The following is a 24,477-nucleotide window of genomic DNA, read 5'->3' on the forward strand; positions in this document are numbered from 1 at the left end:
GATGCGTCGCTGGCCGGTCATTGCGTCAGCCATTGTGGTGCTCGGTGCGCTGTCGGGCGCCGCGGCCTACGAGCATGCCGTGCCGAGCGCGGGCGACTGGCAGGAAATCGCCTGGCCGTTTCCCCGCGACGGTTGGCCCGCGGGCAAGGCTTTTCGCTGCGGCGTTGCCGCATGCGGCGCCGACGTCGAGGTCTATGTGCGGGCAAAGGTGGGCTTCTGCAATTGCGACCGTGGCGTCGCCGACGACGATGAGGTCGATCGCGTCGCCGATCTCGACCTGATGAGCCAGCATTTTGCACCGCTCGCGCCAGGCGATGTCGTCCGGATCGCCGATATGCCCGGGCGGATCAGGACCTATGATCTCAAAATGTCCGACGGCTTGCGGCACATCGCCGTCGGAGTGGCGGTCTCGCGCCGCTGCGATCTCCTCGTCGCGGTCGCGCACGGCAAGGGTGACGCGCCCGAGGTGCAGCGCGCTGCGCTGGATTTTCTGGCGACCCGCGAAATGACGCGCTGGGTGATGGTTGCGATGGAAGGGCGGTGAAACATCTCGGTCATGCCCGGGAAAAAGCGCGAAGCGCGTCTTCGCGCTAGATGTCCCGGGCATCCACGTCTTTTTATCGGGCGCGCTTTGCGATAAGAACGTGGATGGCCGGGACAAGCCCGGCCATGACGTTTCTCCGCCGGAGTTCCCCATGTCCCTTCAAGCCTATCTCGCCTTTGTCGCCGCCTGCATCGCGCTGGCGCTGTTGCCGGGTCCGGTGGTGACGCTTCTGATCGCCAACGGCCTGCGGCACGGCACCCGCGCGGCGCTGATCAATTGCGCTGGCGCGCAGGCGGGACTTGCGATCGTGATATGCATCGTCGCGGTCGGCCTGACTTCGCTGATGGCGACTATGGGTTACTGGTTCGACTGGGTGCGCTTTGCCGGCGCCGCCTATCTGATCTGGCTCGGCATCAAGCTGATCTGGGAGCCGGTCGAAGGCGTCAGCGCCGACGAGCCGCCACCGCCGCCGCGCGGCGGCTTCTTCCTGCAGGGCTTTCTGGTGCTGCTCTCAAATCCGAAAGTGCTGGTGTTCTTCGGTGCGTTCATTCCGCAGTTCATGGACATGGAGAAGGATCACTTCCCGCAGGTGGCGCTGCTCGGCGCTACCTTCATGGTGATCGCCGCCTCGACCGACGCCGTCTACGCGCTGCTGGCCGGCCGCGCGCGGCTGTTCTTCTCCAAGGAGCGGACGCGGCTGGTGTCACGCATCTCCGGCGGCTTCATGATCGGCGGCGGCATCTGGCTGGCGCTGACGCGGGCGAAGTAAATCCGCAATCAGATCACCGACTTTCCAGACCATGTACGAGCGCGAGGCAGTCAGCTTCGTAGGGTGGGCAAAGGCGCGTTAGCGCCGTGCCCACCATCAAGTATTCCGCTCATGATGGTGGGCACGCTTCGCTTTGCCCACCCTACGGACTGCTGCCGCTGCACAAACAATCAAAAGCAATAGCAGCTAAATCAACTGCCGCTCACGCAACGTCACTTCAATCTCGCCAAGAACCCGCGCTAGCCGGTCGGCCCACGCCTGCTCACCCGCCTGATCGCCGATCAAATCCTGGCGGATCTCGATTCCCGTATTCATCAATCCGCGCGCTTCGGCATGCACGGGAATCGTATAGTCGGTCTCGTCGCTGACCGCATAGGGCTCGTTGTCGCCGACCACGAGATCGCCCTCGGCGCGCAGCAGTTTCAGTAGCAGCGGCGGCAAATGCGTGTCGCGGTGATAGAGCGTGCCGATGTGCCAGGGCCGCGCGATTCCAGCATAGACGGGTGTAAAACTGTGCAGCGACACCAGCACCGTCGGCATATCGGCGCTGCCGCGCTGGTCGATGATCTCGTCGATGCGCCGGTGGTAGGGATCGAAGACCTGCGCGCGCCGCATCTCGGCGGCCTCGCGCGAAATGCCTTCATTGGCCGGGATCGTCGTGGCTTCGCTGATGCGCGGGATCGAGCTTGCGACATGGGGCGGGCGGTTGCAGTCGATGACGAGCCGCGAGTAGCGCTGCACGATCAGATGGGCGTCGAGATGTTTTGAGAGTGCCTCCGCGACGCCGGCAATGCCGATGTCCCAGGCGATGTGGCGCGTCAGTTCGCTCTCGGGCAGGCCGAGATCGCCGAGAATGTGCGGGATCAGCCTACCATAATGGTCGCAGGTCAACAGGAACGGCGAGCGTCCGCCGGCGTTGAATTCGCGGACCGGAGGAACATCTTCGGAGCTGAGGAGTAGGGTTGTGTTGGCGGCGGCGTCCAAAGCGTTTTCCTTAAAGCGGTGCCTATCGAAGCGGCACCCCGATCTACAATTGAGCAGGATTCGGCCTAGATTAGACGTACCAGAATCGATGATTGTCTGACGATGCCGCTCCTGACCATCAACCACAAGACCGTTTATCACTACAGCCGTCCGGTCGCGTTCGGCGAACACCGCATCATGCTGCGCCCGCGCGACGGCCATGATCTGCGGGTGCTGTCCAGCAGCCTCGATATCGAGCCGGAGCCGATGCGGCTGCGCTGGATTCACGATGTGTTCGGCAACAGCGTTGCGATCGCAACCTTCGACGAGCGCGCCGACACCTTGTCGTTCACCTCGACGGTCACGGTGGAGCACAATCCGGAGGACGAGTTCGCGCTGACCGCGGACGATCCCGCCTATTTCTATCCGTTTCTCTACGACGACGAGGAGTTTCCCGACCTCCAGCAATTCATCACACCGCAATATGGCGATCCCAATGGCGAACTGTCGGGCTGGGCGCGGCAATTTCTCGACACCGACGGGCCGACGCCGACCTTCAACATCCTGAGCGGCATGACCCATGGCATCCGCGAGGCGTTCCGCTATCGCAAGCGCCACGAGCAGGGCACCCAGCATCCGCTCGACACGCTGCAGACCGGCTCCGGCACCTGCCGCGACTATGCGCTGTTCATGATCGAGGCGCTGCGCCGGCTCGGCATCGCCGCGCGTTTCGTCTCCGGCTATCTCTTCATTCCCGGCGACCGTGCGCATGGCTATGTCGGCGGCGGCTCGACCCATGCCTGGGTGCAGGTCTATCTGCCAAGCGCCGGCTGGATCGAGTTCGATCCGACCAACGGCATCATCGGCACCCGTGATCTCATTCGGGTGGCGGTGGCGCGCGATCCACGCCAGGCGATCCCGCTGCACGGCGCCTATCTGGGTTCGCCCGACGCCTTTGCGGGGATGGAGGTCCACATCAGGGTCGTTTCGGTCGGCGACGAGCCGCGCGCAGCGCCGCAGGCGGAAAAGGTCTGAGCATGGAGATCAAGGTCGGCTTCGAGATTTCGTATGCGGCGGTGCAGCCGACGCCGATGGTGATCATGCTCTCGATCCATCCGTCGCGCTTTGCCGACATCGTCGGGACCGAGCGGATCACAGCCGGGCCTGACGTGCCGATCGGCTTCTACCGCGACAGCTTTGGCAATGTCTGCGGACGGCTGGTGGCGCCCGCCGGCGGCGTCACGCTGCGGGGCGATGCGCTGGTGCGCGATTCCGGCCTGCCTGATGCGGTGGTGCCGACCGCGCAGCAATTGCCGATCGATCAATTGCCGGACGAGTTGCTGCAATATTTGATGCCGAGCCGCTATTGCGAGACCGACAAGCTCACCGATGTCGCATGGTCGCTGTTCGGAAGCTCGCCGCTCGGGTGGGCGCGGGTGCAGGCCATCGTCGACTTCGTACACAACCACGTCACTTTCGGCTACCAGCACGCCCACCACATGAAATCGGCGCACGACGTCTACGAGCAGGGCGCCGGCGTCTGCCGCGACTTTGCGCATCTGGCGCTGACCTTCTGCCGCTGCATGAACATCCCGGCGCGCTACTGCACCGGCTATCTCGGCGACATCGGCGTGCCCCGCGATCCCGCGCCGATGGACTTTTCGGGCTGGTTCCAGGCCTATCTCTCCGGCCAGTGGCATACCTTCGACGCACGCCACAACGTCCCCAGGGCCGGCCGCATCCTGATGGGCACCGGCCGCGACGCCGCCGACGTCGCGCTGACCACGAGCTTCGGGCGGATGGATCTGGTGAAGTTCTTGGTCATCAGCGACGAGGTCGTGCCGGCTTGATCCCGGGCGCATTGCCGGGATAACTGCGCGCATGATTTCAGATCGTCTCTTCGTCTACGGCACGCTGATGCGTGGCTTCGACCATCCGATGGCGCTGCTTCTGTCGCGCAGCGCGGATTTTCTGGGCGCAGCCACCTGCCGCGGCCGGCTCTACCTCATCAAGCATTACCCGGGGCTGGTGCTTTCCGAAGATCCCGCCGACATCGTGCACGGCGAATTATATCGCCTGCGCGACCGTGATGCGCTGCTCGGCGAGTTCGACATGTATGAAGCCTGCGGCGCCGGCTTTCCGGAACCGACCGAATACCTCCGCCGCATGCTGTCCGTGACGCACGCGGACGGCGCGGCCGGCGAGGCGTGGACCTATGTCTACAACTGGCCGGTCACCGGCCTGCCGCAGATCGCCTCAGGCAAGTTTCTGGAGAATTAGCGCGTTTACCAGCGTCGTCTCGGTATTCCCTCGGCATTCTCGGTCGTCATGCGCGGGCTTGACCCGCGTATCCATCTTGCTTCCAAAGGATGGATGGCGCGGCCATCGCGCTGACGGAGGGATTGGAAGCATCACGAGAGTGTTGCGCTGACGCCAGCCCTCAGGCGACGAACTGCCGAGCCCACAGCAGGAAACGAATCTGACAGGGATCGGACGCAAGGTGTCCAAAGTCTCTCCCTACCACTCCTGCCGCGTAAATAAGGCCCAGCACAACAGCCATCTGTATCGCTGGTTCGGCAAAAGAGTGAAGCCACATGCCAACGCGCTGTAACCACGTTGGTTTGGGAAACTGGTGAATTTGCCCGTCAGGCGTAATGAGGTCAAAGGTCTGGATAATGCGAGGTGTTTGACGCGCTCTCGCCGGCAACATTGGACATCCTCCTCGCCCAATCTATCGCCCCGACCCCCATCGCCAATTTAGCACTGCGCATTTCGCTTGAGTATCGCCACCCGCAGCAAGCCTCGCGATATTTCGACGCACGACAGGCAGTATCACGAACGCTGGGAACGACTAACAATGCGGCGCTGGACTACGCGCTTGCCACTCAAACAGGTTTTGAATTATTCCGAGTGCAATCTCCCGCTCTCCCATGATGATGAGATCGGCACCCAGCGACCTCAGATGCTCGACTTCGGCGTCTGAATGAGCGCGTGCGATGATCTGGATGCCTGGATTGGCGGCGCGAGCTTGTTGCACGATCTGCCCTGCTTCGAATGCTTCCGGTATCGCAACCAGCAAATATCGCGCACCGCCGAGATTGGCGGATTTCAGGACGTCGGAACGTGCAGCATTTCCAACGATGGTCTCGATGTTGCTCTCGCGCAGCTTCGCAATGACATTGTCTGCATCCTCGATAATGAGGAACGGCTGGGGGCTCTTCTTCAAGGCATCGGCAACAATGCTGCCAACGCGGCCATGGCCGACAAGGATTGTATGACCTGTCAAACGCGTAGCCTCGGGTGCCGCAGATGATTTCGCGGGCGCGGCGACCTGTCCTGTCTTTGCGCCGGAGCCGAAAACATCAACACCGCCGCGGCTGGGCGAAAGCGCAAGGCGTCGGGACAACCAATCGACCGCGGCGAAGATCAGGGGATTGAGCAGGATGGAGAGGATTGCACCCGCCAGAATGAGGTCGCGTCCTGCCGTCGGCAACAGGTTCAGCTTTACACCAAGTTCAGCCAGAATGAACGAGAACTCTCCTATCTGGGCGAGACTGGCCGAGATTGTTAATGCCGTTCCGACCGGATGACGAAAAGCGAGCACAATCAGGAAGGCGGCCATCGATTTGCCGACGATGATGATGAAGAGCGTGGCGAGCAACGGCCACGGCTCGCGTAGCACGCTCGCCGGATCGAACAGCATGCCTACGGAGACAAAAAACAACACGGCAAAGGCATCGCGCAACGGCAATGTTTCCTGGGCCGCTCGTTGACTTAGTGCACTTTCACTGAGGATCATTCCCGCGAAAAACGCGCCGAGTGCAAGGGAAACGCCGAACAGCTTCGCCGATCCGAACGCTACCGTGAGGGCGATTGCCAGAACGGCGAGGCGGAACAACTCCCGCGAGCCGGTGTGTGCGATGTAGTGAAGTATCCAGGGAATAACACGCCGTCCTACAACCAGCATGATGCCAACAAAGACCGCGACCTTTGCAACGGTGAGCAACAGCACACCGCCGAGCCCCATCCCGAGCCAGGATGCAAGCGGGTCCGCAGCAAGCGCACCGCTGTTCGCGCCCAGCATGCCAGCCAAAGCCGGAAGCAAAACGAGCGTGAGCACCATTGCGAGGTCTTCCACGATCAACCAGCCGACGGCGATGCGGCCCCGCTCCGTCTCCATCAGCCGGCGCTCTTGCATGGCCCGGAGCAACACCACGGTGCTTGCGACCGACAAGGCAAGTCCAAAGACGAGACCGGCGCCAATCGTCCATCCCATGAACAGCGCGAGACCTAGTCCCATCAGGCTGGCGACAACGATTTGGACAACGGCACCGGGCAGCGCTATCGCGCGCACAGACAGAAGGTCGTTGAGCGAAAAGTGAAGTCCAACGCCAAACATCAATAGAATGACGCCTATCTCGGCCAACTCGGTCGCCAGTCCCTGATCTGCGACGTAGCCCGGCGTAAAGGGTCCGACCGCGACGCCTGCCAGGAGGTAGCCAACAAGTGGTGGAATTCGAAGGCGCTGCGCAACTGCGCCGAACACGAAAGCCAGTCCCAGGCCGGCGACGATGGTGGCGATGAGAGGCGTATCGTGCTGCATTCTCGATTCCGTGTGGTTCCAGTTCAACATTTTGCCACGGTCGTACTTGCGCGCCCTGCGACCAAGTGAGGCGGGACGATGCTCAACGACAGAGCGGCAGTACTCTGGGAAATGCTGCTCAGGCAGAAGTTTTTCTTGAATGAGCCAACGTCGCCGAAATGCAACCGTTCGACAAGATCGTGGGCACGGTAGAAATATGGGATCAAATTGATTTGTTGCGGGCTCTGGCTCCGCTCTGATGAGCCCGCGCTCTGGTTAGCCCGCGTCCAGCCGCTCACGCTCCATGCGGATATCCACCTCGCGCTCGACATAGCGCCATTCCTCGGTGGCGCGCAGCGTGCGGACCAGTTCCTCGAACGTATCGGCATCGGCGGGCGCGTATTCGAACCAGGTCAGGAAGTCGAAGGGCTCGCCGAGATCGCGGCAGTGATAGAGCTGCCGGGCGACCACCGGCAGATATTTCAGGCTCGCCGCAATGTGGTGCGATCTGTCCTCAAAGATCTGCCGCCGCTCTTCCTGTGTCAGCTCCCACCACGTCGCCGATTTCTTGATCGGGATCAGCGCGGCATAGGTTGCCTCCACGCGGCCGATCTCGGATCGATCGGCATCAAGCCGCTTCTTTTCGTCGCGTTCGGTATAGCGCAGATGGCTGGCGACGCCGGCCAGCCGCCACGAGGTTGCCGAGGGCAGCATCGGCAGCGCGATCGACAGCGAATGCACGACCGATAGGGCCGGCGTGGGCGAAAGCGACGCGCCCCTGACCGGCGCGAACCGCGTCACCCGCCATGCTCCGCTATGGCCGCCCCGGAAAACCGTGAACATGGGGGTATGGAAGCGCGGAACTGCGGGCGATTCAAGCGTAGTCGGCGCCGCGTACGCCGTCATGCCCGGGCTTGTCCCGGGCATCCACGTCTTTCTTGCTGGCGGAGCCAAAGACGTGGATGGCCGGGACAAGCCCGGCCATGACGAGGGGAGAGATTGCGGCCGCTTTCTGCCCTGTGAATAGCGGCGAGAAACCCGCCAGCTTTCGCCTTTTATCGGCCCGTCCCTATATCCATGATCGGTTGGCACGGCCCTATGATTCGGCAAAAAACCTAACCCATGCGCTTCACGCCCCAATTCCTCGACGAACTGCGCGCCCGGCTTCCGGTCTCGGAAGTCGTGGGCCGGCGCGTCAAGTTGAAGAAGGCGGGGAGGGAGTTTAAGGGGCTGTCGCCGTTCCAGCAGGAAAAGTCGCCCTCGTTCACGGTCAACGACCAGAAGGGCTTTTACCACGACTTCTCCTCCGGCAAGCACGGCGACATCATCTCGTTCCTGATGGAGACCGAGGGCGTCGGCTTCACGGAAGCCGTCGAGCGGCTGGCTTCCATGGCCGGCATGGCGCTGCCGGCGGCGACCCCCGATGCCGCGCGGCACGAGCAGCGCCGCAAGACGCTCCACGACGTGATGGAACTCGCCGCAAAATTCTTTGCCGACACGCTGACCTCACGCAACGGCGCCAAGGCACGCGGCTATCTCGGCGACCGCGGCATTTCGCTGGCGACGCAGCTGCAGTTTCGCTTGGGCTATGCGCCGCCGGATCGTTTCGCGTTGAAGGAGCATCTCGGCGCGCAGGGCATTTCGACCGAGGACATGGTGGAAGCCGGGCTTCTGATCGGCGGCGACGACATCCCCGTTCCTTACGACCGCTTCCGTGACCGCGTGATGTTTCCGATCACGGATGCAAGAGGTCGCGTCATCGCCTTCGGCGGCCGTGCGCTGGAAAAGGACGTTCCGGCAAAATACCTGAACTCGCCGGAAACCCCGCTGTTTCACAAGGGCGACAATCTCTACAACCTCTCGACCGCGCGGCAGGCGACGCATAACGGCTCGCCGTTGATCGTGGTCGAAGGCTATGTCGACGTCATCGCCATGGTCACCGCGGGCTTTGGCGGTGCGGTGGCGCCGCTCGGCACGGCGCTGACCGAAAACCAGCTCGCGCTGCTCTGGAAGATGGCGGATGAGCCGATCCTCTGTTTCGACGGCGACCGCGCCGGTCAGAAGGCGGCGTATCGCGCCGCCGACCTTGCGCTGCCTGCTCTCCTTCCCGGCAAGAGCCTGCGCTTTGCGCTGCTGCCCGAGGGGCAAGACCCTGACGATCTCGCGCGCTCCGGCGGGCGCGGCGCGATCGAGGAAGTGATATCAGCCGCGCGTTCGCTATCTGACATGCTCTGGTCGCGCGAGATCGAGGGCGGCAGTTTTGCGACGCCCGAGCGGCGTGCGGCGCTGGAAGCGCGGATTGGCGAACTCAGTAACGGCATTCGCGACGAGGTCGTGCGGCGTTACTATCGCCAGGATCTCGCCGAGCGCCTGCAGCGCACCTTTGCGCCGGAAGGCGGCCGTGGCGGCTACGGCAGGGGCAATTTTCGCGGGGCCGGGGGCGGCGAATCAGGCCGCCGTTTTGCCCCCCGCAGCGGCTTCAGCCAGGGCCCGGCCAGCCGATTCGCGCCCCGCGGCGGGCGCGGACCGGGGGCGGGCGCAAGCCCCGTGATCTCGCCCGGTCCCTACCAGGCGGCCAGCCCCCAGCTCGCGACCAGCCCGATCATGCGCGGCCAGCGCAGCGCCATGTCCCGCCGCGAGGCGCTGATCCTGGAATCTTTGATTAACCACCCGTGGCTCCTGCACGACCATCTGGAAGAAGTGGCCGCCCTGGAACTGGCCCATCCCGAGGCCAACAAGCTCCGCGCCGGCATCATTGCAGCCTTCGCCAACGACCATCACCATTCCCCTGACGTCGAGGAGCAGGCCGAGAAGATGCGGGCCGATCTCGACGCGCGCGGATTAAACGAGGTTCTTCAAAGGGTTGAACGAGCGATCACGACCTCGGCGGTGTGGGGCACCAAGCCCGGCGCGGCGCGGGAGGATGTTTTGGCGACCTGGCAGCAACTCGTTGTCTTGCATCAGAAAACGCACGCCCTACTTAGGGAGAAGAAAGATGCCGAACTGGCGTTGGGCGATGAGCCCAGTGAGTCCAATCTGGCATGGCTGAAGGACGTGAGCGTCCGGCTGGAGTCGCTGGACGGCACGGAGGCCTTGATCGAGGGTTTTGGCGAGCTTTCGGGCCGGTTCCGAAAGAGCGTGTGATAAAAAAATGATGCGGACGGCGGCGGCCGTGCCCGCAAAAAGACTCGCCAAATCCATGGTTTGGCGGCAAAAACAGGGTTAAGCGAAGCTTAATGGTCCGAGGGTTACTTTAACGGCGCTGAAGGGCTATTGGCATAACACCGGCGATGGCGGGTTAACGGGGTGGCGACAGTCTGCGCCGCCCTTTGCGCGTCGTGAGCATGCGGAATACTCAGGGGCACGAGCGTGATCCGGAAAGATGGATATCCGGTTTTCCGAAACGATCACGCGCTAAGAGCAAGGATCTAGCGGGTTGGCTTTTCAAACAAAAGACATCCTGCCGACGACTTCAGTAATTCAGAGGCGGGTGGCGTTGCGCGCCATCCCGCACGAGCGCGTTTCGGGAGCTTGATGAATGGCCACCAAGGCAAAGACGCTGCAGGTTAAAGACAAGGAAAAAGACGACAAGGCAGCGGACGCCCCTGAGAAGGATTCTGCCGACGCGCCGTCGCCGTTGCTCGACCTCTCCGATGCCGCGGTCAAGAAGATGATCAAGCAGGCCAAGAAGCGCGGCTTCGTGACCTTCGATCAGCTCAACGAAGTGCTGCCTTCCGACACCACCTCGCCCGAACAGATCGAAGACATCATGTCGATGCTCTCTGACATGGGCATCAACGTCTCGGAAGCCGAAGAGGCCGACGCCGACGAGGAAAAGGAAGAGGCCGACGACGACACCGACAACGAGCTTGTCGAGGTCACGCAGAAGGCCGTCACCGAAGTCAAGAAGTCCGAGCCCGGCGAGCGCACCGACGATCCCGTCCGCATGTATCTGCGCGAGATGGGCACGGTGGAATTGCTGTCGCGCGAAGGCGAAATCGCGATCGCCAAGCGCATCGAGGCCGGCCGTGAGGCGATGATCGCGGGTCTGTGCGAAAGCCCGCTGACCTTCCAGGCCATCATCATCTGGCGCGATGAACTCAACGAAGGAAAGATCTTCCTTCGCGACATCATCGATCTCGAAGCCACTTACGCTGGCCCCGACGCCAAGAACAACATGAACCCGGCGTTGATCACTGGTGCCGTTGCTGACGGAGCTCCCGCCGCCGACGCCAATGGCGCGGCAGCGCCGGCGCACGTCGCCCCGCCCGCCGCTCCGCCGTCTCCGACGCCGTTCCGTGCCGCGCCCGCAGGCGGTGCGGAGACCGAGGAGAAGGATCCGGCCGAAGCCGCCGCCGAAGGCGACATGGACGACGACGAGTTCGAAAACCAGATGTCGCTCGCCGCCATCGAGGCCGAGCTGAAGCCGAAGGTGGTCGAGACGTTCGACAAGATCGCCTCCGAATACAAGAAGCTGCGCCGCCTGCAGGAACAGGACATTGCGAACCAGCTGCAGAGCGAGTCGCTGTCGCCCTCGCAGGAGCGCAAGTACAAGAAGCTGAAGGACGAAATCATCGTCGAGGTGAAGTCGCTGCGCCTCAATCAAGCGCGCATCGATTCGCTCGTCGAGCAGCTCTACGACATCAACAAGAAGCTGGTCTCGTTTGAAGGCCGCCTGCTTCGTCTGGGTGACAGCCACGGCGTCGCGCGCGAAGACTTTTTGCGCAACTACCAGGGCTCGGAGCTCGATCCGCGCTGGCTCAACCGTGTCTCGAAACTTTCCGCCAAAGGCTGGAAGAATTTCGTCCATCACGAGAAGGACCGCATCAAGGAGCTGCGTCACGAGATCCAGTCGCTGGCCGCGCTGACCGGGCTCGAGATCGGCGAATTCCGCAAGATCGTGCACGGCGTGCAGAAGGGCGAGCGCGAGGCGCGCCAGGCCAAGAAGGAAATGGTCGAGGCCAACCTGCGTCTCGTGATTTCGATCGCCAAGAAATACACCAACCGCGGCCTGCAGTTCCTCGACCTGATCCAGGAAGGCAACATCGGCCTGATGAAGGCGGTTGATAAATTCGAGTATCGCCGCGGCTACAAGTTCTCGACCTACGCCACGTGGTGGATCCGGCAGGCGATCACGCGCTCGATCGCCGACCAGGCCCGCACCATCCGTATCCCCGTGCACATGATCGAAACGATCAACAAGATCGTGCGCACGAGCCGCCAGATGCTCAACGAGATCGGCCGCGAGCCGACGCCCGAAGAGCTCGCCGAAAAGCTCGGCATGCCGCTGGAGAAGGTCCGAAAAGTCCTCAAGATCGCGAAAGAACCGCTGTCGCTCGAAACGCCCGTCGGTGATGAAGAAGATTCACACCTCGGCGATTTCATCGAGGACAAGAACGCGATCCTCCCCATTGACGCGGCGATCCAGTCCAACCTGCGCGAAACCACCACGCGGGTGCTGGCCTCGCTGACGCCGCGCGAAGAACGCGTGCTCCGCATGCGCTTCGGCATCGGCATGAACACGGATCATACGCTGGAAGAAGTCGGCCAGCAGTTCTCAGTGACGCGCGAGCGTATTCGTCAGATCGAGGCGAAGGCGCTGCGCAAGCTGAAGCATCCGTCGCGGTCGCGGAAGCTGCGGTCGTTCCTGGATAATTGATTACTGTCATTGCCAGGCTTGACCCGGCAATCCATCCAAAAAACAAACGGCGGGCAACAGCCCGCCGTTTTACTTTGTCTCAGTCAACGCGACCGCGCGCGAGCCTAGCGCCTCACTTCTTCTTCGCCCCAACCCGGCTGATGCTCTTGATCGCCAGCGGCGTGCGGCCGGATTTTTCGGCGATCTCGCGGTCCTGTTCCATGATGTATCCGCGTGCCGGCTCGTCGCCGTCGAGCCCGCCGAGTAGCTCGGACGGCACGCGCCGATTGGAGCGCTGGGAATCGTCTTCGTAGACGACATTGAAAAAGGCGAACTCGCCTTTGGGATTGGTTCCAGGTTTCTTCGCCATGGGCGGCTTGTGGTCGATCAGGGCGCCACTGTCAACCAAACCCCTCCGCTGCACCACTCGGACGCGCATGACCGGTGTCTTGCGGTCAATTTGAAGTGACGATTGAGCGCACGGCCACTGTCGCTGCACCCCAGCTCCGCCGAGCAATTTGTAGTTGAATGCACTGGTGTGAATCCACGACAAGCATCGCCGGTCAACAACCTCAATGCACTAACAACAGGTTAATCCCGCGCTGCCGACCCCCGTAGCTTACGAACAAAAGTTTCGCGCGCTTAGTAACCTTTAACCCGCGGTCGCTATCCTGGAACGTATTTCGCGATTAGGAATACTGCGGTGGTCGAAACTCGGATTGCTCCACGGGTTCGCGTTATGAAGGTCGCCAAAATCGATTATGGCGGCGACAAGTATCCCTGCGTGGTTCGCGACATATCCAGCACCGGCGCCGCGCTGGAGTTCTCCGATCGAATTCTCATTCCCGATCAATTCACGCTGATCCTGCCGGACGAGCGATTGAAGCTTCTTTGCAGCGTTGTATGGCGAAGAGATTACCGCGTTGGCGTGCGGTTTGAATAGTTCAAGCCGAGAGCCTGTGATTACGACAGTCGTGGCTATCGGGATTGTATGAGCCGGCTGATGCTCTTGATCGGCAGCGGCGTGAATAGCGACTGCTTGACCTGCCGTTCCGCGCGACGCCTGTCTTGCTGACACGCGCATCAAAACTCAGCGAAATCTGCAAATCTCCGCCCAGCTTCGACCGCGATGCCCCGCCACGTTCCGCGGCGTGCATCACGCCCCGAACCAGCCTGCAATTTCTCCGCCTCCCGGCCCTAGCGCCGCCGGCATCTGGCCGCCGCTACGGCCTTTCATCGCCGGCGAATATCGGCTCGGCCGCCTCATGGCCCGGCGCGGCTGGACATCAGCGCTTTACGAATTCCTCCGCTTCGGCGTCAAGCAGGCATGGGCCTGCCTGTTCGGTGGGATCGCTGTCTTCCTGATGATCGCCACCTGGTGGTTCTATCCGGCGACCGCATGGCTTCCGCGCTACGACTTCCTGTTTCTCTGCATGATCACGGTTCAGATCGCGCTGCTCGCGGGCAGGCTGGAGACATCGGACGAGGCGAAGGTGATCCTGATCTATCATTTCGTCGGAACGGTGATGGAGATCTTCAAGACGCAGGTCGGCTCCTGGATCTACCCGGAGCCGAATTTCTTCCGGATCGGCGGCGTGCCGCTGTTCTCCGGCTTCATGTATGCCTGCATCGGCAGCTATCTCTGCCGTGCGTGGCGGCTGTTCGATCTGGAGTTCTCCGATCATCCGCGCCGCCTCGGCCTGGCCGCGCTCAGCGTCGCGATCTATCTCAACTTCTTCAGCCATCACTATATGTTCGACCTGCGCTGGTTTCTGTTCGCTTGGGCCGGCTGGCTGTTCTTTCGCACCCGCGTCTATTTCAGGGTCTGGCATATCAGCCGCTCGATGCCGCTGTTGCTCGGGCTCGCGCTGGTGTCGGTCTTCATCTGGTTCTCGGAAAACATCGGCACCTTCACCAAAATCTGGCTCTATCCGTCGCAGCGGCTGGGGTGGTCGATGGTTTCGTTCGGCAAGCTCGGCTCCTGGTTCCTGCTGCTGATCATCAGCTACACGCTGGTGAGCCTGGTCAATGCGCCGCGGGAGAGGCGCAGCGATGCGCGTACGACCGGCGTCCGGAAAAGATTCAATGACATGCCGGATTTTTGGCATCCCCGACGTTAAGGAAGGTAATCGTGGCCGGTCCGATCTCAATCGGACCTGGTGGCGACGTCACTGCGGCAAACGGCGGAAGATCGTCATTGGGACCGAGCTCCAAAGCCGTTCCATTCAGCTTTACCTCGGCACTTTGCAGATCATCCGCCGACAGCGTGTAACGCTCGCTGGTCGCGGGCAATCGCAAGGTTGCGGCGGTCGTCCTGTCCGTATTGATGGCCAGCAGTGTGACGGCCCCACGCACGTCTCGCCGGCAATGCGCGTAGAGGTGCATTCCATCGTGCACGCCGGCGTCGAGAACAATGGTGCCCATCAGCCTGCGCCAAAGCAGCGCCGCCCAATAGCTTGGCCGCGGCCGCAACGTCTTCTCATCAAGCAGCCCGTAATCGCTCGCAGCCAGCGTGTTGTGCGCGACCATCTGGACGCCGGCCCTGGCAAGTCGGCCGAGTTGATCGAGATATCGGAACGTATCGAGGAAAGTGGAAGCCCAGGGATTGCCGCCGCAAGCGGCCTCGGCGGTTTCGGTAAGCCACATCGGCTTATCAGGCGCAAACTCATCCCGGAGCGATCGGTAAAACGCGAGCGTCTGGCCCGTGCTCGCCAACCACGCTTCCGAAAGCGCGGCCTCTGGTGTGGTTTGACCCGGAATTCCGGAGCATCGTTGCGAGAGGGCGCCGTAGTGATGATAGGAAAACGCGTCGATGCCGGGCCCGGATGCGACAAGCAAATCCCGCGTAGAGATGAATTCAGCGCTGGATTGCGACTCGGCCGTCTCGCCGATCGAACCGGGCCCCAGAACGATCGCATCCGGTTCGCTCGCCCTGATGAACGCAACAAAGGCCTTGAAGTCCCGCCCGTAGGCTGCCGCGTCGTAGCCTTTTGGTGCACCGCCCATGGCGGCCAGATTCGGCTCGTTCATGAACTCGGCAGCGGCAATTCTGCCGCCGACGGATCTGGTGTAGGCAAAGAGGCGACGCGCCTGATCGCTCTGCCACAGACCTGCTACGTCCCGGACACCGGGGCCTGTTGCCATCGAGGTCATGATCTCTGCGCTGGCGGCGTGGGCAAAGTCGATGACATCTTTCCAGCGCTTGCGGCTGAGCACCGCGTTGAAGCCGTTGGGCGGCGCGGCGAACGCTTCATCGTTTTCAGCAAAGTAGGTGCTATTGGCCCAGGTGCCGCTGACGCGCATGTAGGCCGGGGCCAGCGCCGCAGCCAATCTACGCAGTCGCGGGTTCGACAAGTCGATAGGCTCCCGATACGCGAAGAGATCGGGATTGCTGCCCGCCGGGATATTCCCGGAATTATCAGCGCCGCGAGTTGATGGCGCTGAGGCACTCGCCCTGTAGGGCTTCCAGAACCGTCCGCCGGTGACCTCGACCATTTCGACGTTGTACGATTGAAAGCGCTCGTCGATGGTACCGAGGCGCGGCAATCGTGAAGGGTCGACGGAAAGCGTTGGCGCCTGCGCGGATACGTTCTGGATTCCCGCTAACGCGGCAACCACAATTCCCATTCCGACTTTGAAACCACTGGACTTGGTCATGGCCATCGTCCTTGGCAGCCAAAGCGGGCGCAGGCCCGTGCGTTGATACTACGGCGCCACCAACTCCACCCGCCGGTTCAGCGCGCGGCCGGCCTCGGTGGCATTGGAGCCGGCCGGCGCCAGCAGTCCGACACCCGCGGTGCGCAGCCGCGGCGCGCCGATGCCGTAGTTCTTCACCAGCTCGGCGGCGATCGCCTCGGCGCGGCGTCGCGATAGATCAAGATTATAGGCGAATGGCCCCTGGTTGTCGGTGTGGCCGACGATGAAGACGCTCAGTCCGACCTGGGCGGTCAGCAGCTTCGCGATCTGCTCGAGGGTGGGCCGGCTTTCGGGCTTCACCTCGGCCCTGTCGGTGTCGAAATAGATCCCGTAGAGCGCGATGCGGCCGGTCTCGCGGAGGCCCTTGTCCATGACAGCCGCATCCACCATCTTGTTCTCGATCGTGCCTGTTACGGCGACGACGAGTTGCGCGTAGATGTCGCGGTTGTTCTCGCTGACGATGAGGCTGGCATAGGTCTCGCGGCCGCCGTCCACCTTGCGCCCGACAAAATAGCGGTAGTTGAAGCCGTCCACCCACATCTGCGGGATCGGCAGCGCGTCGACGGCTTCCGAGAAGGGAATGCCGCCGCAGGCATCGACGTCGCAGGCGAGCAGCGTTTCGAATCCGGCCTTCGCCAGTTGGGTCTCGAAATTGCGCGACACCTCCAGGATAGAAGGGCCGGGATTGGTGCGATAGGCGATGCGCGTGATACGCCCCTCCAGCCGCCGCGCGTTTGTCGGCTGGCCGTCCTTGAAGGTCGCCCCTTGCATCCGCGCCGCATCAAAATCCTTCACCTGATATCCCGTGATAACGCTGCCGCCGAAGCGGCCGATGCCGGGATAATCTTTTGAGCCGATCACGTCGCGCGTCTGCGCGGCGGCGTTCGTCATCGCGCCAAGTGACAATGCGAGCAGCACGAGGATCGGCCTGAACAGTGTGCGCGGTAAGCTCATGGGAAATCCATTTGTCCGAGAAACGATCGAGGGGGAGGGGCAGGACGAAGTATCACTTGTAAAGGTCGCGCCGGCAGATCACCCGGTTCAAATGAGCCGCAATCATGGCCGTTTTCGGGGGATTCTACCCCTGTGCGCTTTACCGCAACCCTCGAAGCGCGGCCAAGGACGTGCTAGAAGCCGATGCTTATTTGCAGTGCTCTCTCAGGAATGGCTTTCCATGCTCCGCACCGCCTTTACTTTCAGCGCCACCCTGGCCATGTTCGCATGCTTCAGCTCCCAGGCCGACGCCGCCCAATGCGGCAGCTCGTCCGCCGGCTACGCCGCCTGGAAGCAGGAATTTTCAGGCGAAGCGCGGGCCAAGGGCGTCAGTGCCGCGACCATCCAGGCCTTGATGGCGACGAACTACGCGCAGGCGACCATCAATGCCGACCGCGGCCAGCGCAGTTTCAGTCTTTCGCTCGATCAGTTTCTCGCCAAGCGCGGGGCGACGACGATCGTTGCGCGCGGGCGTTCTTTGAAGGCGTCGCAGGGCGCGCTGTTTGCTTCCATTCAGCAGCGCTATGGCGTGCCGCCGGGCCCGCTGCTCGCCATCTGGGGGATGGAGACGGGCTTTGGCAGCCAGCGCGGCAATCAGAACATGCTCGCCTCGATCGCGACGCTCGCCTATGACTGCCGGCGCTCGGCCTATTTCACCGAGCATCTTTACGCGGCGCTGCAATTGATCGATCGCGGCGTGCTCTCGCCGGGCCAGCGCGGCTCCATGCACGGCGAAGTCGGACAGACGCAATTCATGCCAAAAGCCATTTTGGCCTACGGCACCGGCAATCTCGAGAACTCCGCCAACGCGCTGAACTCGACCGCGAATTTTCTTAAAGCCCATGGCTGGCGCACGGGCGCGGGCTACCAGCCGGGCGAGCCGAACTTTGCCGCCATCCAGGCCTGGAATGCCGCAGGCGTCTATCAGAAAGCAATCGCGCTGATGGGCCGCCAGATCGACGGCGGGGAGTAGGGGGCGCAATCGCGATCGTGACCTGCGTCCAACTGCCGACATGAAGCCAACTGCGTCGTCGTCCCTGCGAACGCAGGGACCCATAACCACAGGCGGCAATTGTTGAAGCCAAGCCGTCAACCAGTCCGTTTTAACAAGATCGGCCGCGGCGTATGGGTCCCGGCTCAAGGCCGGGACGACGACGTTTCGCGCGCCGCTTTCCCATGGCATGATCTGAGCGAGAATTAACAAGGGATTCGCATGCGCAAATTTTCTCTGGCTGTTTTGTTCGGCGCCATTCTCCTCTCCACTCCCAGCTATGCCGCCCGCTGCGGCGGCGATTTCAACACCTTCGTTTCCGCGATGTCGCAGGAGGCGGCAGCGGCCGGCGTCTCGCAAGCGGTGATCAGCCAGGCCTTCGCCGGCATCACGCAGGACCCGGCAGTGCTCGCCTTCGACCGGCGCCAGCGCGGCACCTTCAACAAGACGTTCGAGCAATATGTCTCCACCCGCGTCGGTCCCGGGCGCATCAACATCGGCCGGCAGATGCTGCAGCGGCATGGCTCGTTGCTCGCGCGCATCGAGCAGCGCTTTGGCGTGCCGCCGGAAATTATCGTTGCGATCTGGGGATTGGAGTCCGATTACGGCAAGGGCGACATCGGCAAGATGCCGGTGATCCGCACGCTCGCCACCATGGCGCATGATTGCCGCCGCACCGAACTGTTCCAGGGCGAGTTGCTGGCGGCGCTGAAGATCGTGCAGCGCGGCGATCTCCCCTTGCGCGACCTGATCGGCGCCTTCGCCGGCGAACTCGGCCAGACGCAATTTCTGCCGTCGTCCTACATCAAATACGGCGTCGACTTCGACGGCAACGGCCATGTCGACTTGCGGCACAGCGTGCCCGACGTGCTCGCCTCCACCGCGAACCTGCTGCACACGAGCGGCTTCAAGGGCGGCGCGCCCTATGGCGAGGGCACTGCGAATTTCGAAGCGATGCGCGAGTGGAACAGGGCGACCATCTACCGCAAGACCATCGGATATTTTGCGGACCGGCTGGTGGGACGATAGCGAAGGTTCGTAGGGTGGGCAAAGGCGCGTTAGCGACGTGCCCACCATTTCACGACATGCACGACGACAGATGGTGGGCACGCTTCGCTTTGCCCACCCTACGGACTGAAACCAATAGATGAATCAAGCGGTGCGCTCACAACAATCTCAGTGTCGTCCCGGCCTTGAGCCGGGACCCATACGCCGCAGCTTCTCGGTTTGGCACTGGCGTCAGACATCTCCTGTAAGCAACAACCGCCGCGGCGTATGGGTCCCTGCGTTCGTTCGCAGGGACGACGCCTGATAGGTCACGCGCCACTTCAAACCTACTTCCCCTTCTCCTCCACTCTCCCGATCCGCTTCGCCAGCACCGCCCAATACGTCGCCGGGCGAAATCGTTGCAGCAGATCCATGAACCGCGCGTCGTTGCCGATCAGGATGCGCGGCTGGTTTTTCTCGATACCGGTGATGATGCGCTGGGCGGCAACCGGCGGCGTGGTCTTGGCGATCGCATCGAAGCGGTCGATCGATTGCGCGCGGCGCGCATTGTCGGTGATACCAGCGCCGGTGCGGGAGTTGCGCACGATGTTGGTCAGCACGCCGCCGGGATGCACCACCGATAGCCTCACCGGACTGTTTGCCATCGCGAGTTCGTGCCGCAGGCTTTCAGAAAAGCCGCGCACTGCAAACTTCGCCGCGCAATACGCGGTCTGGCCGGGCGGGGCGACGATGCCGAAGATCGAGGAGAGGTTGACGATGTGGGCTTCGCGCTTAAGCGACAGATGCGGCAGGAAGGCGCGCGTACCGTGCACCACGCCCCAGAAATTGATGTTGATCAGCCATTCCATCTGCGCCTGCTCGACCTCGTTGAAGGCGCCGAGCAGGGCGACGCCGGCATTGTTGATGACGATGTTCAGCGAGGGGTGGGCGGCGATGGCCGCTTGCGCGAATTCCTGGATCTGGGCGAGCTCGCCGACATCGACACGGTGAGTCGTTACCTTGCGCGTGGCCGCCTTACCGATCTCGCCCGCCACCTGTTGCAGCCCGGCCTCGTCGCGGTCGGCGAGCGCCAGGTCGCAGCCGCGCGCGGCCAGCTCCAGCGCGAGCGCGCGGCCGATGCCGCTGGCGGCGCCGGTCACGGCGGCCGCGCTTCCGGATATCGCAGTCATTGGGATGGACTCCATGCAGGTCGAGAAAGAAGGCGGGTTCCGCAACTTTCGCAAATTGGAACTGAACAATAAAGCGCTTCGGGCCTTAACGTCGACTACCCGACACTAAAGACGCCCTTAACCGGCAGGATCCTTTCCGAGGAGGCCACCATGGGACAATCAAAACCCCTTCGCGCGACGGCCCTCATCGTCGAAGACGATCCGATGCAACGCGACATGATCTGTCTGCTATTGGAAGAGAGTGAGGTCGATGTCATCGAATGCGAAAGCGCGGAAGCCGCGGAGCTGGTGCTGGAGCGCGCGGCCGACAGTCTGGTTTTGATGATGACCGATGTGCAGCTCGCCGGTAACATGGACGGTGTCGAGCTTGCGCACATCGCCAGGAGGTACAATCCGGAGATGGGGGTGATCGTTACCTCGGGCAGGCCGCTGCATCAGGAATTGCCTGATGGTGTCCAGTTCTGGGCCAAGCCCTGGGCGCCGCTCGACGTGATCCGCGAAGCGGAACGGATGGTGCATGAAAGGCGCCGCGCCGACGAACTGCGTTCGTGAGCGGCCGCGCCGCCTGCTTCCCCGTCGGATGCCGCCGTGTTAATGGCAGGGAATGACGCTGTCGTTCTTGCTGACCTCGCTGATCGTGGTCGCTTCCCCCGGCACCGGCGTGCTCTATACGCTCGCGGTGGCGCTGACATCAGGCGCGCGGCCGAGCGTTGCGGCGGCCTTCGGCTGCACGCTCGGCATCGTGCCGCATATGCTGGCCGCCATGCTGGGATTGGCAGCGGTGCTGCACACGAGTGCCTTGGCGTTTGCCGTGCTGAAATGGTGCGGCGTGGCGTATCTGCTCTATATGGCCTGGCAGGCGTTGCGCGAGACGGGCGCGCTTTCGGTCGACACAGGCCCGGCGGCTTCGGCGCGCTCCAGCCGCCGCGTCATCGTGACCGCTATCCTGATCAACATCCTCAATCCAAAGCTGTCGATCTTCTTCCTGGCTTTCCTGCCGCAGTTCGTTGCCGTCGACGAACCGCATCCGCTGGCGCGTATGCTGGAATTGAGCACCGCCTTCATGGCGATGACGTTTGCAGTGTTCGCGATCTACGGCCTGTTCGCCGCCTCCTTGCGCGACCACGTTATCACGCGCCCGAAGGCAATGGCCTGGCTGCGCCGGAGTTTTGCGGCGGGATTTGCCGCGCTCGGTGCCAAGCTGGCGTTCGCGGAGCGCTGAACGTTCTGTCCGTAGCCGGATGGAGCGAAGCGCAATCCGGGATAATCATTCCGCTCCGACAACCCCGGATTTCGCGGAGCCTGTCATCGGGCGCGCATTCGCGCGACCCGTTGGCTGCATCCGGGCTACATGTTCGCGTGTACCAACACGAAAAAGGCGGGCCCGCGGCCCGCCATTCTCCAAATTGCACCCGGAGTTGGGAGCCCGGGCGGAGCTGAGCACTCCACCCGGGCCAAAATTCACTTCTTCTTCGACTTCTTGGCCTTCTTCGCCTTGGCCTTTTTCGCCTTCTTCGCTTTCTTAGCCATAGTATCCTCTCAAGGTTTTCATGGATTGAAACGCGACACCGAGGCATGCTTGGCGGAGGGCCAGCCTCGCAACATCCTCGATGACAATCCCAGCAGATTCGCAGGCCCATGCCGCGTGCCGTCATGGCGTTGTCATCGCGTTATCCACAGTTGTTATGCATTTTGATGCGATTTTTTGCCGAAACGAGCCTCGTCACGGCCGCCGCGCATCGCGCGCATCATGCTTAACGATGTCCCAACGTCGACGATCTTCATCAATTCAAAACCACGGTTTGGATTGGCCGGCGGCAGTCAGGGTCCGTTAAGCGGCGCGGATGCACCTTTGTCCCGCAAGACGACGGGGATCGTCGTGGGAGAAGGCTCGAGGCGGAAGTCCTGAGCGGACGTTAGACAACAGGGGAGACGGGACGTGCGCGTCCCGGGTTCGCGATGCTGAGCGTTCCGACGCTTTGGACGGTGTTCGTCATCAATTTTCTCGCGCTGGGCCTGATCTGGGCCTACGTCATGCGCAGCTATCCGTCGTTCGAAGCCGCGCGGTTCTGGACCGGCTCGGCGTTCGTTGCGGCGGCTGGTGCTGCGATGGCGATGCTGCGCGTGGTTTTCCCGGATTCGCTTGTGCCTTTGCTGTTTGCCGGCACCGCATTGGTCCTGGCGATTTGCCTGGCTGCGATGGGCATCCGCAAGTTCTTCAATCAGTCCGTTTCCTGGCGCCTCACCGTGCTGGTCACCGGGCTTGGCGCGGCCGGATTGTGCTTTTTCACTTTCGCCTACGACAGCGTGCCCGCGCGCATGACCGTCTTCACGATCGCCCAGGCGCTGCCGATGGTGCTGAGCCTGAAACTGTTGCTGAGCCGGCATGAGGGTCGCGTCAATCCGGGCGCGCGGCTGGCCGGCGTCGTCACCATTCTCATCATGGCCATTTTCGTCGCCAGGTGGATCGGCGCGGTGACCACCATGGGCGGCGGCGGGTTCTCCTATATGCATTTCAGCCCGGCGCAATCGGTCGTGATCCTGGTGCTGGTGTTCCTGTCGATGTCGTTGAATTTCGGCTTCCTGCTGATGGCGATGGACCGCCTGCGCAACGAGGTCGCTGATCTCGCGCTGCTCGACGATCTCACCGGCGTCGGCAATCGCCGCTATCTGCTGCAGCGCCTCACCGAAGAATGCGCGCGCTCCGAACGCAGCGGTCAGCCGTTCGCGCTGCTGGTGATCGATCTCGACGGCTTCAAGGGCATCAACGATACCCACGGCCACGCCGCCGGCGATGCCTGCCTGCAGCATTTCACCCTGATGGCGCAGACCCGCCTGCGGCCCGGCGACATGCTGGCGCGGACCGGCGGCGACGAATTCTGCATCGTGCTGCCGTCCTCGACGCTGCGCGAAGGCGCCATGATCGCGCGCCGCGTGCTGGAGGTCTGCCGTGCGGACGCCGAACAATGCACCGGCAACGACATTCCGATCGCCGTGTCGATCGGCGTCGCGCAATGGGCCCGTGAAATGGGTGGGTATCCCGACCGCCTGATTGCGGCCGCCGACCATGCGCTGTACGACGCCAAGAAGGCCGGCCGCAACGGCTTTGCGACCTACGACCCGGCGCCGCCGCTGGCGCCCGAACCCGCAAGCCCGCCAATGTCCGACATGGCCCTGCGCAAGCGCGCCTGAGACGTGCTATTCAGGTCCGTCACTGGACTTCGAGCATGAATTTTCGCCTCGTCGCGGCCGCACTGTTCACCCTCCTGTTTCCCGCTTGCGCCGTCGCGCAAACGCCCGACCTCGCCGCGATCGCGCGCTCGTCGGGCACGCCAGATATTCCCGGCCTGAAGATGGTCTGGCTCGCACCATGGGGCGATCTTTCAAAATCCCATCCCTGGCGCAACATCATCGTGCACCAGACCGAAGGGCCGGCAGGCTCCGCGCGCGGCGGCGCGCAGGCGCAGTCGAAGAACCCGACGCGTCGCGGCGTCATGGTCTGGGTCGAAACCGACGGCACGGTGTACTGGGCGGTCGCCGAACATCTCGTTCCGACCCACGGCGACGGCGCCAACCGCAACGACAACAAGTACATCGACAACGGCCCGACCTATCGGCAGGTGATCGGCAACAATTCGATCGGCGTGGAATTCGCCGGCAACTATCCCGACGTGACGCGCGGGCCCACCGAAGCACAGGTCGCGGCGTGGCGAATTCTGGTGAAGGTGCTGCGCGCGCGGTACGGCATCCCGCTCGATCGCGTCTATGCGCATAACTGGATCGACTACAAGGACGCCCGCTATTGCGAAGGCTGCGCGCTGGCAAAAATGGCGCGGGAGTGGGGGGAGTAGTTGCACCATCCCGCTGTCAGCGCGGATAATCTGCGGACGTATGATTGACAGGGCTCTCTCAACTCGTCGTCCCCGCGAACGCGGGGACCCATACGCCGCGGCCGTCGTAGTTGGAGATGATCGATAACTACCGGCGTGTAAAATCATTACCGCCGCGGCGTATGGGTCCCTGCTTTCGCACTAGCAGATGCACACATCGTGGCTGCGACGGAATGACTCGCTATGTTGATTTGGTCTTCCATGGTGACGAATTGCTGTGATTCTGTGTCTGGC

The 24,477-nt window shown here is 62.6% G+C and carries 22 protein-coding genes; 15 read left to right on the plus strand and 7 right to left on the minus strand.

Annotation, left to right across the window (positions count from 1 at the left end):
- The first annotated feature begins 1 nt into the window (after position 1).
- Both IVB22_RS26580 and IVB22_RS26585 read left to right on the plus strand, forming a co-directional pair.
- The gene (locus tag IVB22_RS26580) at positions 2-544 is read left to right on the plus strand and encodes a hypothetical protein (RefSeq protein ID WP_247520207.1); all 543 of its coding nucleotides are present in this window, start codon (positions 2-4) and stop codon (positions 542-544) included.
- 151 nt (positions 545-695) lie between these two features.
- Positions 696-1,313 (plus strand): LysE family translocator, encoded by a 618-nt coding sequence (locus tag IVB22_RS26585; protein WP_247520208.1) that lies wholly within the window; start codon positions 696-698, stop codon positions 1,311-1,313.
- A gap of 186 nt (positions 1,314-1,499) precedes the next feature.
- On the opposite strand, the gene IVB22_RS26590 is transcribed toward IVB22_RS26585, so the two are convergent.
- Positions 1,500-2,297, minus strand: a complete 798-nt coding sequence (locus IVB22_RS26590) for an N-formylglutamate amidohydrolase (RefSeq protein ID WP_247520209.1) — start codon at positions 2,295-2,297, stop codon at positions 1,500-1,502.
- Positions 2,298-2,399: 102 nt separating this feature from the next.
- Between IVB22_RS26590 and IVB22_RS26595 the strand changes: the two genes are divergently transcribed.
- Genes IVB22_RS26595 through IVB22_RS26605 form a run of 3 tightly spaced genes read left to right on the plus strand, consistent with a single transcriptional unit; the run spans position 2,400 to position 4,556 of the window.
- Positions 2,400-3,311: a transglutaminase family protein gene (locus tag IVB22_RS26595; protein WP_247520210.1), complete on the plus strand. Its 912-nt coding sequence runs from the start codon at positions 2,400-2,402 to the stop codon at positions 3,309-3,311.
- A 2-nt stretch (positions 3,312-3,313) separates the two neighbouring features.
- A complete protein-coding gene (locus IVB22_RS26600) occupies positions 3,314-4,126 on the plus strand; it encodes a transglutaminase family protein (RefSeq protein WP_247520211.1) in 813 nt (270 codons plus the stop codon).
- A gap of 31 nt (positions 4,127-4,157) precedes the next feature.
- Positions 4,158-4,556 (plus strand): gamma-glutamylcyclotransferase, encoded by a 399-nt coding sequence (locus IVB22_RS26605; RefSeq protein ID WP_247520212.1) that lies wholly within the window; start codon positions 4,158-4,160, stop codon positions 4,554-4,556.
- 571 nt (positions 4,557-5,127) lie between these two features.
- Here the strand turns inward: IVB22_RS26605 and ybaL are convergent.
- Both ybaL and IVB22_RS26615 read right to left on the minus strand, forming a co-directional pair.
- A complete protein-coding gene (gene ybaL / locus IVB22_RS26610; protein ID WP_247520213.1) occupies positions 5,128-6,879 on the minus strand; it encodes a YbaL family putative K(+) efflux transporter in 1,752 nt (583 codons plus the stop codon).
- Positions 6,880-7,134: 255 nt separating this feature from the next.
- A complete protein-coding gene (locus IVB22_RS26615; protein WP_247520233.1) occupies positions 7,135-7,701 on the minus strand; it encodes a chlorite dismutase family protein in 567 nt (188 codons plus the stop codon).
- 279 nt (positions 7,702-7,980) lie between these two features.
- On the opposite strand from IVB22_RS26615, the gene dnaG reads away from it, so the two are divergent.
- Positions 7,981-10,002 (plus strand): DNA primase, encoded by a 2,022-nt coding sequence (gene dnaG, locus IVB22_RS26620; RefSeq protein WP_247520214.1) that lies wholly within the window; start codon positions 7,981-7,983, stop codon positions 10,000-10,002.
- A 394-nt stretch (positions 10,003-10,396) separates the two neighbouring features.
- A complete protein-coding gene (gene rpoD, locus IVB22_RS26625; protein WP_247520215.1) occupies positions 10,397-12,517 on the plus strand; it encodes an RNA polymerase sigma factor RpoD in 2,121 nt (706 codons plus the stop codon).
- Between the two features lie 112 nt (positions 12,518-12,629).
- On the opposite strand, the gene IVB22_RS26630 is transcribed toward rpoD, so the two are convergent.
- On the minus strand, positions 12,630-12,866 hold the full coding sequence (locus IVB22_RS26630; RefSeq protein ID WP_057849867.1) for a hypothetical protein: 237 nt from the start codon (positions 12,864-12,866) through the stop codon (positions 12,630-12,632).
- Positions 12,867-13,199: 333 nt separating this feature from the next.
- Between IVB22_RS26630 and IVB22_RS26635 the strand changes: the two genes are divergently transcribed.
- Both IVB22_RS26635 and IVB22_RS26640 read left to right on the plus strand, forming a co-directional pair.
- Complete coding sequence (locus tag IVB22_RS26635; RefSeq protein WP_308200458.1) at positions 13,200-13,439, plus strand: PilZ domain-containing protein; 240 nt, start codon at positions 13,200-13,202, stop codon at positions 13,437-13,439.
- A gap of 322 nt (positions 13,440-13,761) precedes the next feature.
- The gene (locus IVB22_RS26640; RefSeq protein WP_247520217.1) at positions 13,762-14,616 is read left to right on the plus strand and encodes a DUF817 domain-containing protein; all 855 of its coding nucleotides are present in this window, start codon (positions 13,762-13,764) and stop codon (positions 14,614-14,616) included.
- On the opposite strand, the gene IVB22_RS26645 is transcribed toward IVB22_RS26640, so the two are convergent.
- Both IVB22_RS26645 and IVB22_RS26650 read right to left on the minus strand, forming a co-directional pair.
- Positions 14,579-16,159 (minus strand): hypothetical protein, encoded by a 1,581-nt coding sequence (locus IVB22_RS26645; protein ID WP_247520218.1) that lies wholly within the window; start codon positions 16,157-16,159, stop codon positions 14,579-14,581. The two genes, IVB22_RS26640 and IVB22_RS26645, sit on opposite strands and share 38 nt — an antisense overlap.
- Positions 16,160-16,201: 42 nt before the next feature.
- A complete protein-coding gene (locus IVB22_RS26650; RefSeq protein ID WP_247520219.1) occupies positions 16,202-17,146 on the minus strand; it encodes an OmpA family protein in 945 nt (314 codons plus the stop codon).
- Positions 17,147-17,366: 220 nt separating this feature from the next.
- Here IVB22_RS26650 and IVB22_RS26655 point away from each other — a divergent pair, with 220 nt between their 5' ends.
- Both IVB22_RS26655 and IVB22_RS26660 read left to right on the plus strand, forming a co-directional pair.
- Positions 17,367-18,158, plus strand: coding sequence for a lytic transglycosylase domain-containing protein (locus IVB22_RS26655; protein WP_247520220.1), 792 nt, complete (start codon positions 17,367-17,369; stop codon positions 18,156-18,158).
- 240 nt (positions 18,159-18,398) lie between these two features.
- The gene (locus tag IVB22_RS26660) at positions 18,399-19,205 is read left to right on the plus strand and encodes a lytic transglycosylase domain-containing protein (protein WP_247520221.1); all 807 of its coding nucleotides are present in this window, start codon (positions 18,399-18,401) and stop codon (positions 19,203-19,205) included.
- Positions 19,206-19,510: 305 nt separating this feature from the next.
- On the opposite strand, the gene IVB22_RS26665 is transcribed toward IVB22_RS26660, so the two are convergent.
- On the minus strand, positions 19,511-20,353 hold the full coding sequence (locus IVB22_RS26665; RefSeq protein ID WP_247520222.1) for an SDR family oxidoreductase: 843 nt from the start codon (positions 20,351-20,353) through the stop codon (positions 19,511-19,513).
- 150 nt (positions 20,354-20,503) lie between these two features.
- On the opposite strand from IVB22_RS26665, the gene IVB22_RS26670 reads away from it, so the two are divergent.
- From IVB22_RS26670 to IVB22_RS26685, 4 genes are all read left to right on the plus strand, one after another.
- The gene (locus IVB22_RS26670; protein WP_247520223.1) at positions 20,504-20,905 is read left to right on the plus strand and encodes a response regulator; all 402 of its coding nucleotides are present in this window, start codon (positions 20,504-20,506) and stop codon (positions 20,903-20,905) included.
- 52 nt (positions 20,906-20,957) lie between these two features.
- Positions 20,958-21,575, plus strand: coding sequence for a LysE family translocator (locus tag IVB22_RS26675; protein WP_247520224.1), 618 nt, complete (start codon positions 20,958-20,960; stop codon positions 21,573-21,575).
- Positions 21,576-22,312: 737 nt separating this feature from the next.
- Positions 22,313-23,545: a GGDEF domain-containing protein gene (locus IVB22_RS26680; protein WP_247520225.1), complete on the plus strand. Its 1,233-nt coding sequence runs from the start codon at positions 22,313-22,315 to the stop codon at positions 23,543-23,545.
- A gap of 35 nt (positions 23,546-23,580) precedes the next feature.
- Positions 23,581-24,204 (plus strand): N-acetylmuramoyl-L-alanine amidase, encoded by a 624-nt coding sequence (locus tag IVB22_RS26685; protein WP_247520226.1) that lies wholly within the window; start codon positions 23,581-23,583, stop codon positions 24,202-24,204.
- The last annotated feature ends 273 nt before the right edge of the window (positions 24,205-24,477 follow it).

The sequence above is a fragment of the Bradyrhizobium sp. 190 genome, from assembly GCF_023073415.1.
Taxonomy (GTDB): Bacteria; Pseudomonadota; Alphaproteobacteria; order Rhizobiales; family Xanthobacteraceae; genus Bradyrhizobium.

Bases quoted from the DNA above. Each gene is read 5' to 3' on its own strand.
- IVB22_RS26655 (WP_247520220.1), top strand. From the start codon at position 17,367: ATGCTCCGCACCGCCTTTACTTTCAGCGCCACCCTGGCCATGTTCGCA.
- IVB22_RS26660 (WP_247520221.1), top strand. From the start codon at position 18,399: ATGCGCAAATTTTCTCTGGCTGTTTTGTTCGGCGCCATTCTCCTCTCC.
- IVB22_RS26665 (WP_247520222.1), bottom strand. From the start codon at position 20,353: ATGACTGCGATATCCGGAAGCGCGGCCGCCGTGACCGGCGCCGCCAGC.
- ybaL (WP_247520213.1), bottom strand. From the start codon at position 6,879: ATGCAGCACGATACGCCTCTCATCGCCACCATCGTCGCCGGCCTGGGA.
- rpoD (WP_247520215.1), top strand. From the start codon at position 10,397: ATGGCCACCAAGGCAAAGACGCTGCAGGTTAAAGACAAGGAAAAAGAC.
- IVB22_RS26600 (WP_247520211.1), top strand. From the start codon at position 3,314: ATGGAGATCAAGGTCGGCTTCGAGATTTCGTATGCGGCGGTGCAGCCG.
- IVB22_RS26595 (WP_247520210.1), top strand. From the start codon at position 2,400: ATGCCGCTCCTGACCATCAACCACAAGACCGTTTATCACTACAGCCGT.
- IVB22_RS26585 (WP_247520208.1), top strand. From the start codon at position 696: ATGTCCCTTCAAGCCTATCTCGCCTTTGTCGCCGCCTGCATCGCGCTG.
- IVB22_RS26650 (WP_247520219.1), bottom strand. From the start codon at position 17,146: ATGAGCTTACCGCGCACACTGTTCAGGCCGATCCTCGTGCTGCTCGCA.
- IVB22_RS26680 (WP_247520225.1), top strand. From the start codon at position 22,313: ATGCTGAGCGTTCCGACGCTTTGGACGGTGTTCGTCATCAATTTTCTC.
- IVB22_RS26580 (WP_247520207.1), top strand. From the start codon at position 2: ATGCGTCGCTGGCCGGTCATTGCGTCAGCCATTGTGGTGCTCGGTGCG.
- IVB22_RS26615 (WP_247520233.1), bottom strand. From the start codon at position 7,701: ATGTTCACGGTTTTCCGGGGCGGCCATAGCGGAGCATGGCGGGTGACG.
- IVB22_RS26670 (WP_247520223.1), top strand. From the start codon at position 20,504: ATGGGACAATCAAAACCCCTTCGCGCGACGGCCCTCATCGTCGAAGAC.
- dnaG (WP_247520214.1), top strand. From the start codon at position 7,981: ATGCGCTTCACGCCCCAATTCCTCGACGAACTGCGCGCCCGGCTTCCG.
- IVB22_RS26675 (WP_247520224.1), top strand. From the start codon at position 20,958: ATGACGCTGTCGTTCTTGCTGACCTCGCTGATCGTGGTCGCTTCCCCC.
- IVB22_RS26605 (WP_247520212.1), top strand. From the start codon at position 4,158: ATGATTTCAGATCGTCTCTTCGTCTACGGCACGCTGATGCGTGGCTTC.
- IVB22_RS26640 (WP_247520217.1), top strand. From the start codon at position 13,762: ATGGCCCGGCGCGGCTGGACATCAGCGCTTTACGAATTCCTCCGCTTC.
- IVB22_RS26685 (WP_247520226.1), top strand. From the start codon at position 23,581: ATGAATTTTCGCCTCGTCGCGGCCGCACTGTTCACCCTCCTGTTTCCC.
- IVB22_RS26630 (WP_057849867.1), bottom strand. From the start codon at position 12,866: ATGGCGAAGAAACCTGGAACCAATCCCAAAGGCGAGTTCGCCTTTTTC.
- IVB22_RS26645 (WP_247520218.1), bottom strand. From the start codon at position 16,159: ATGGCCATGACCAAGTCCAGTGGTTTCAAAGTCGGAATGGGAATTGTG.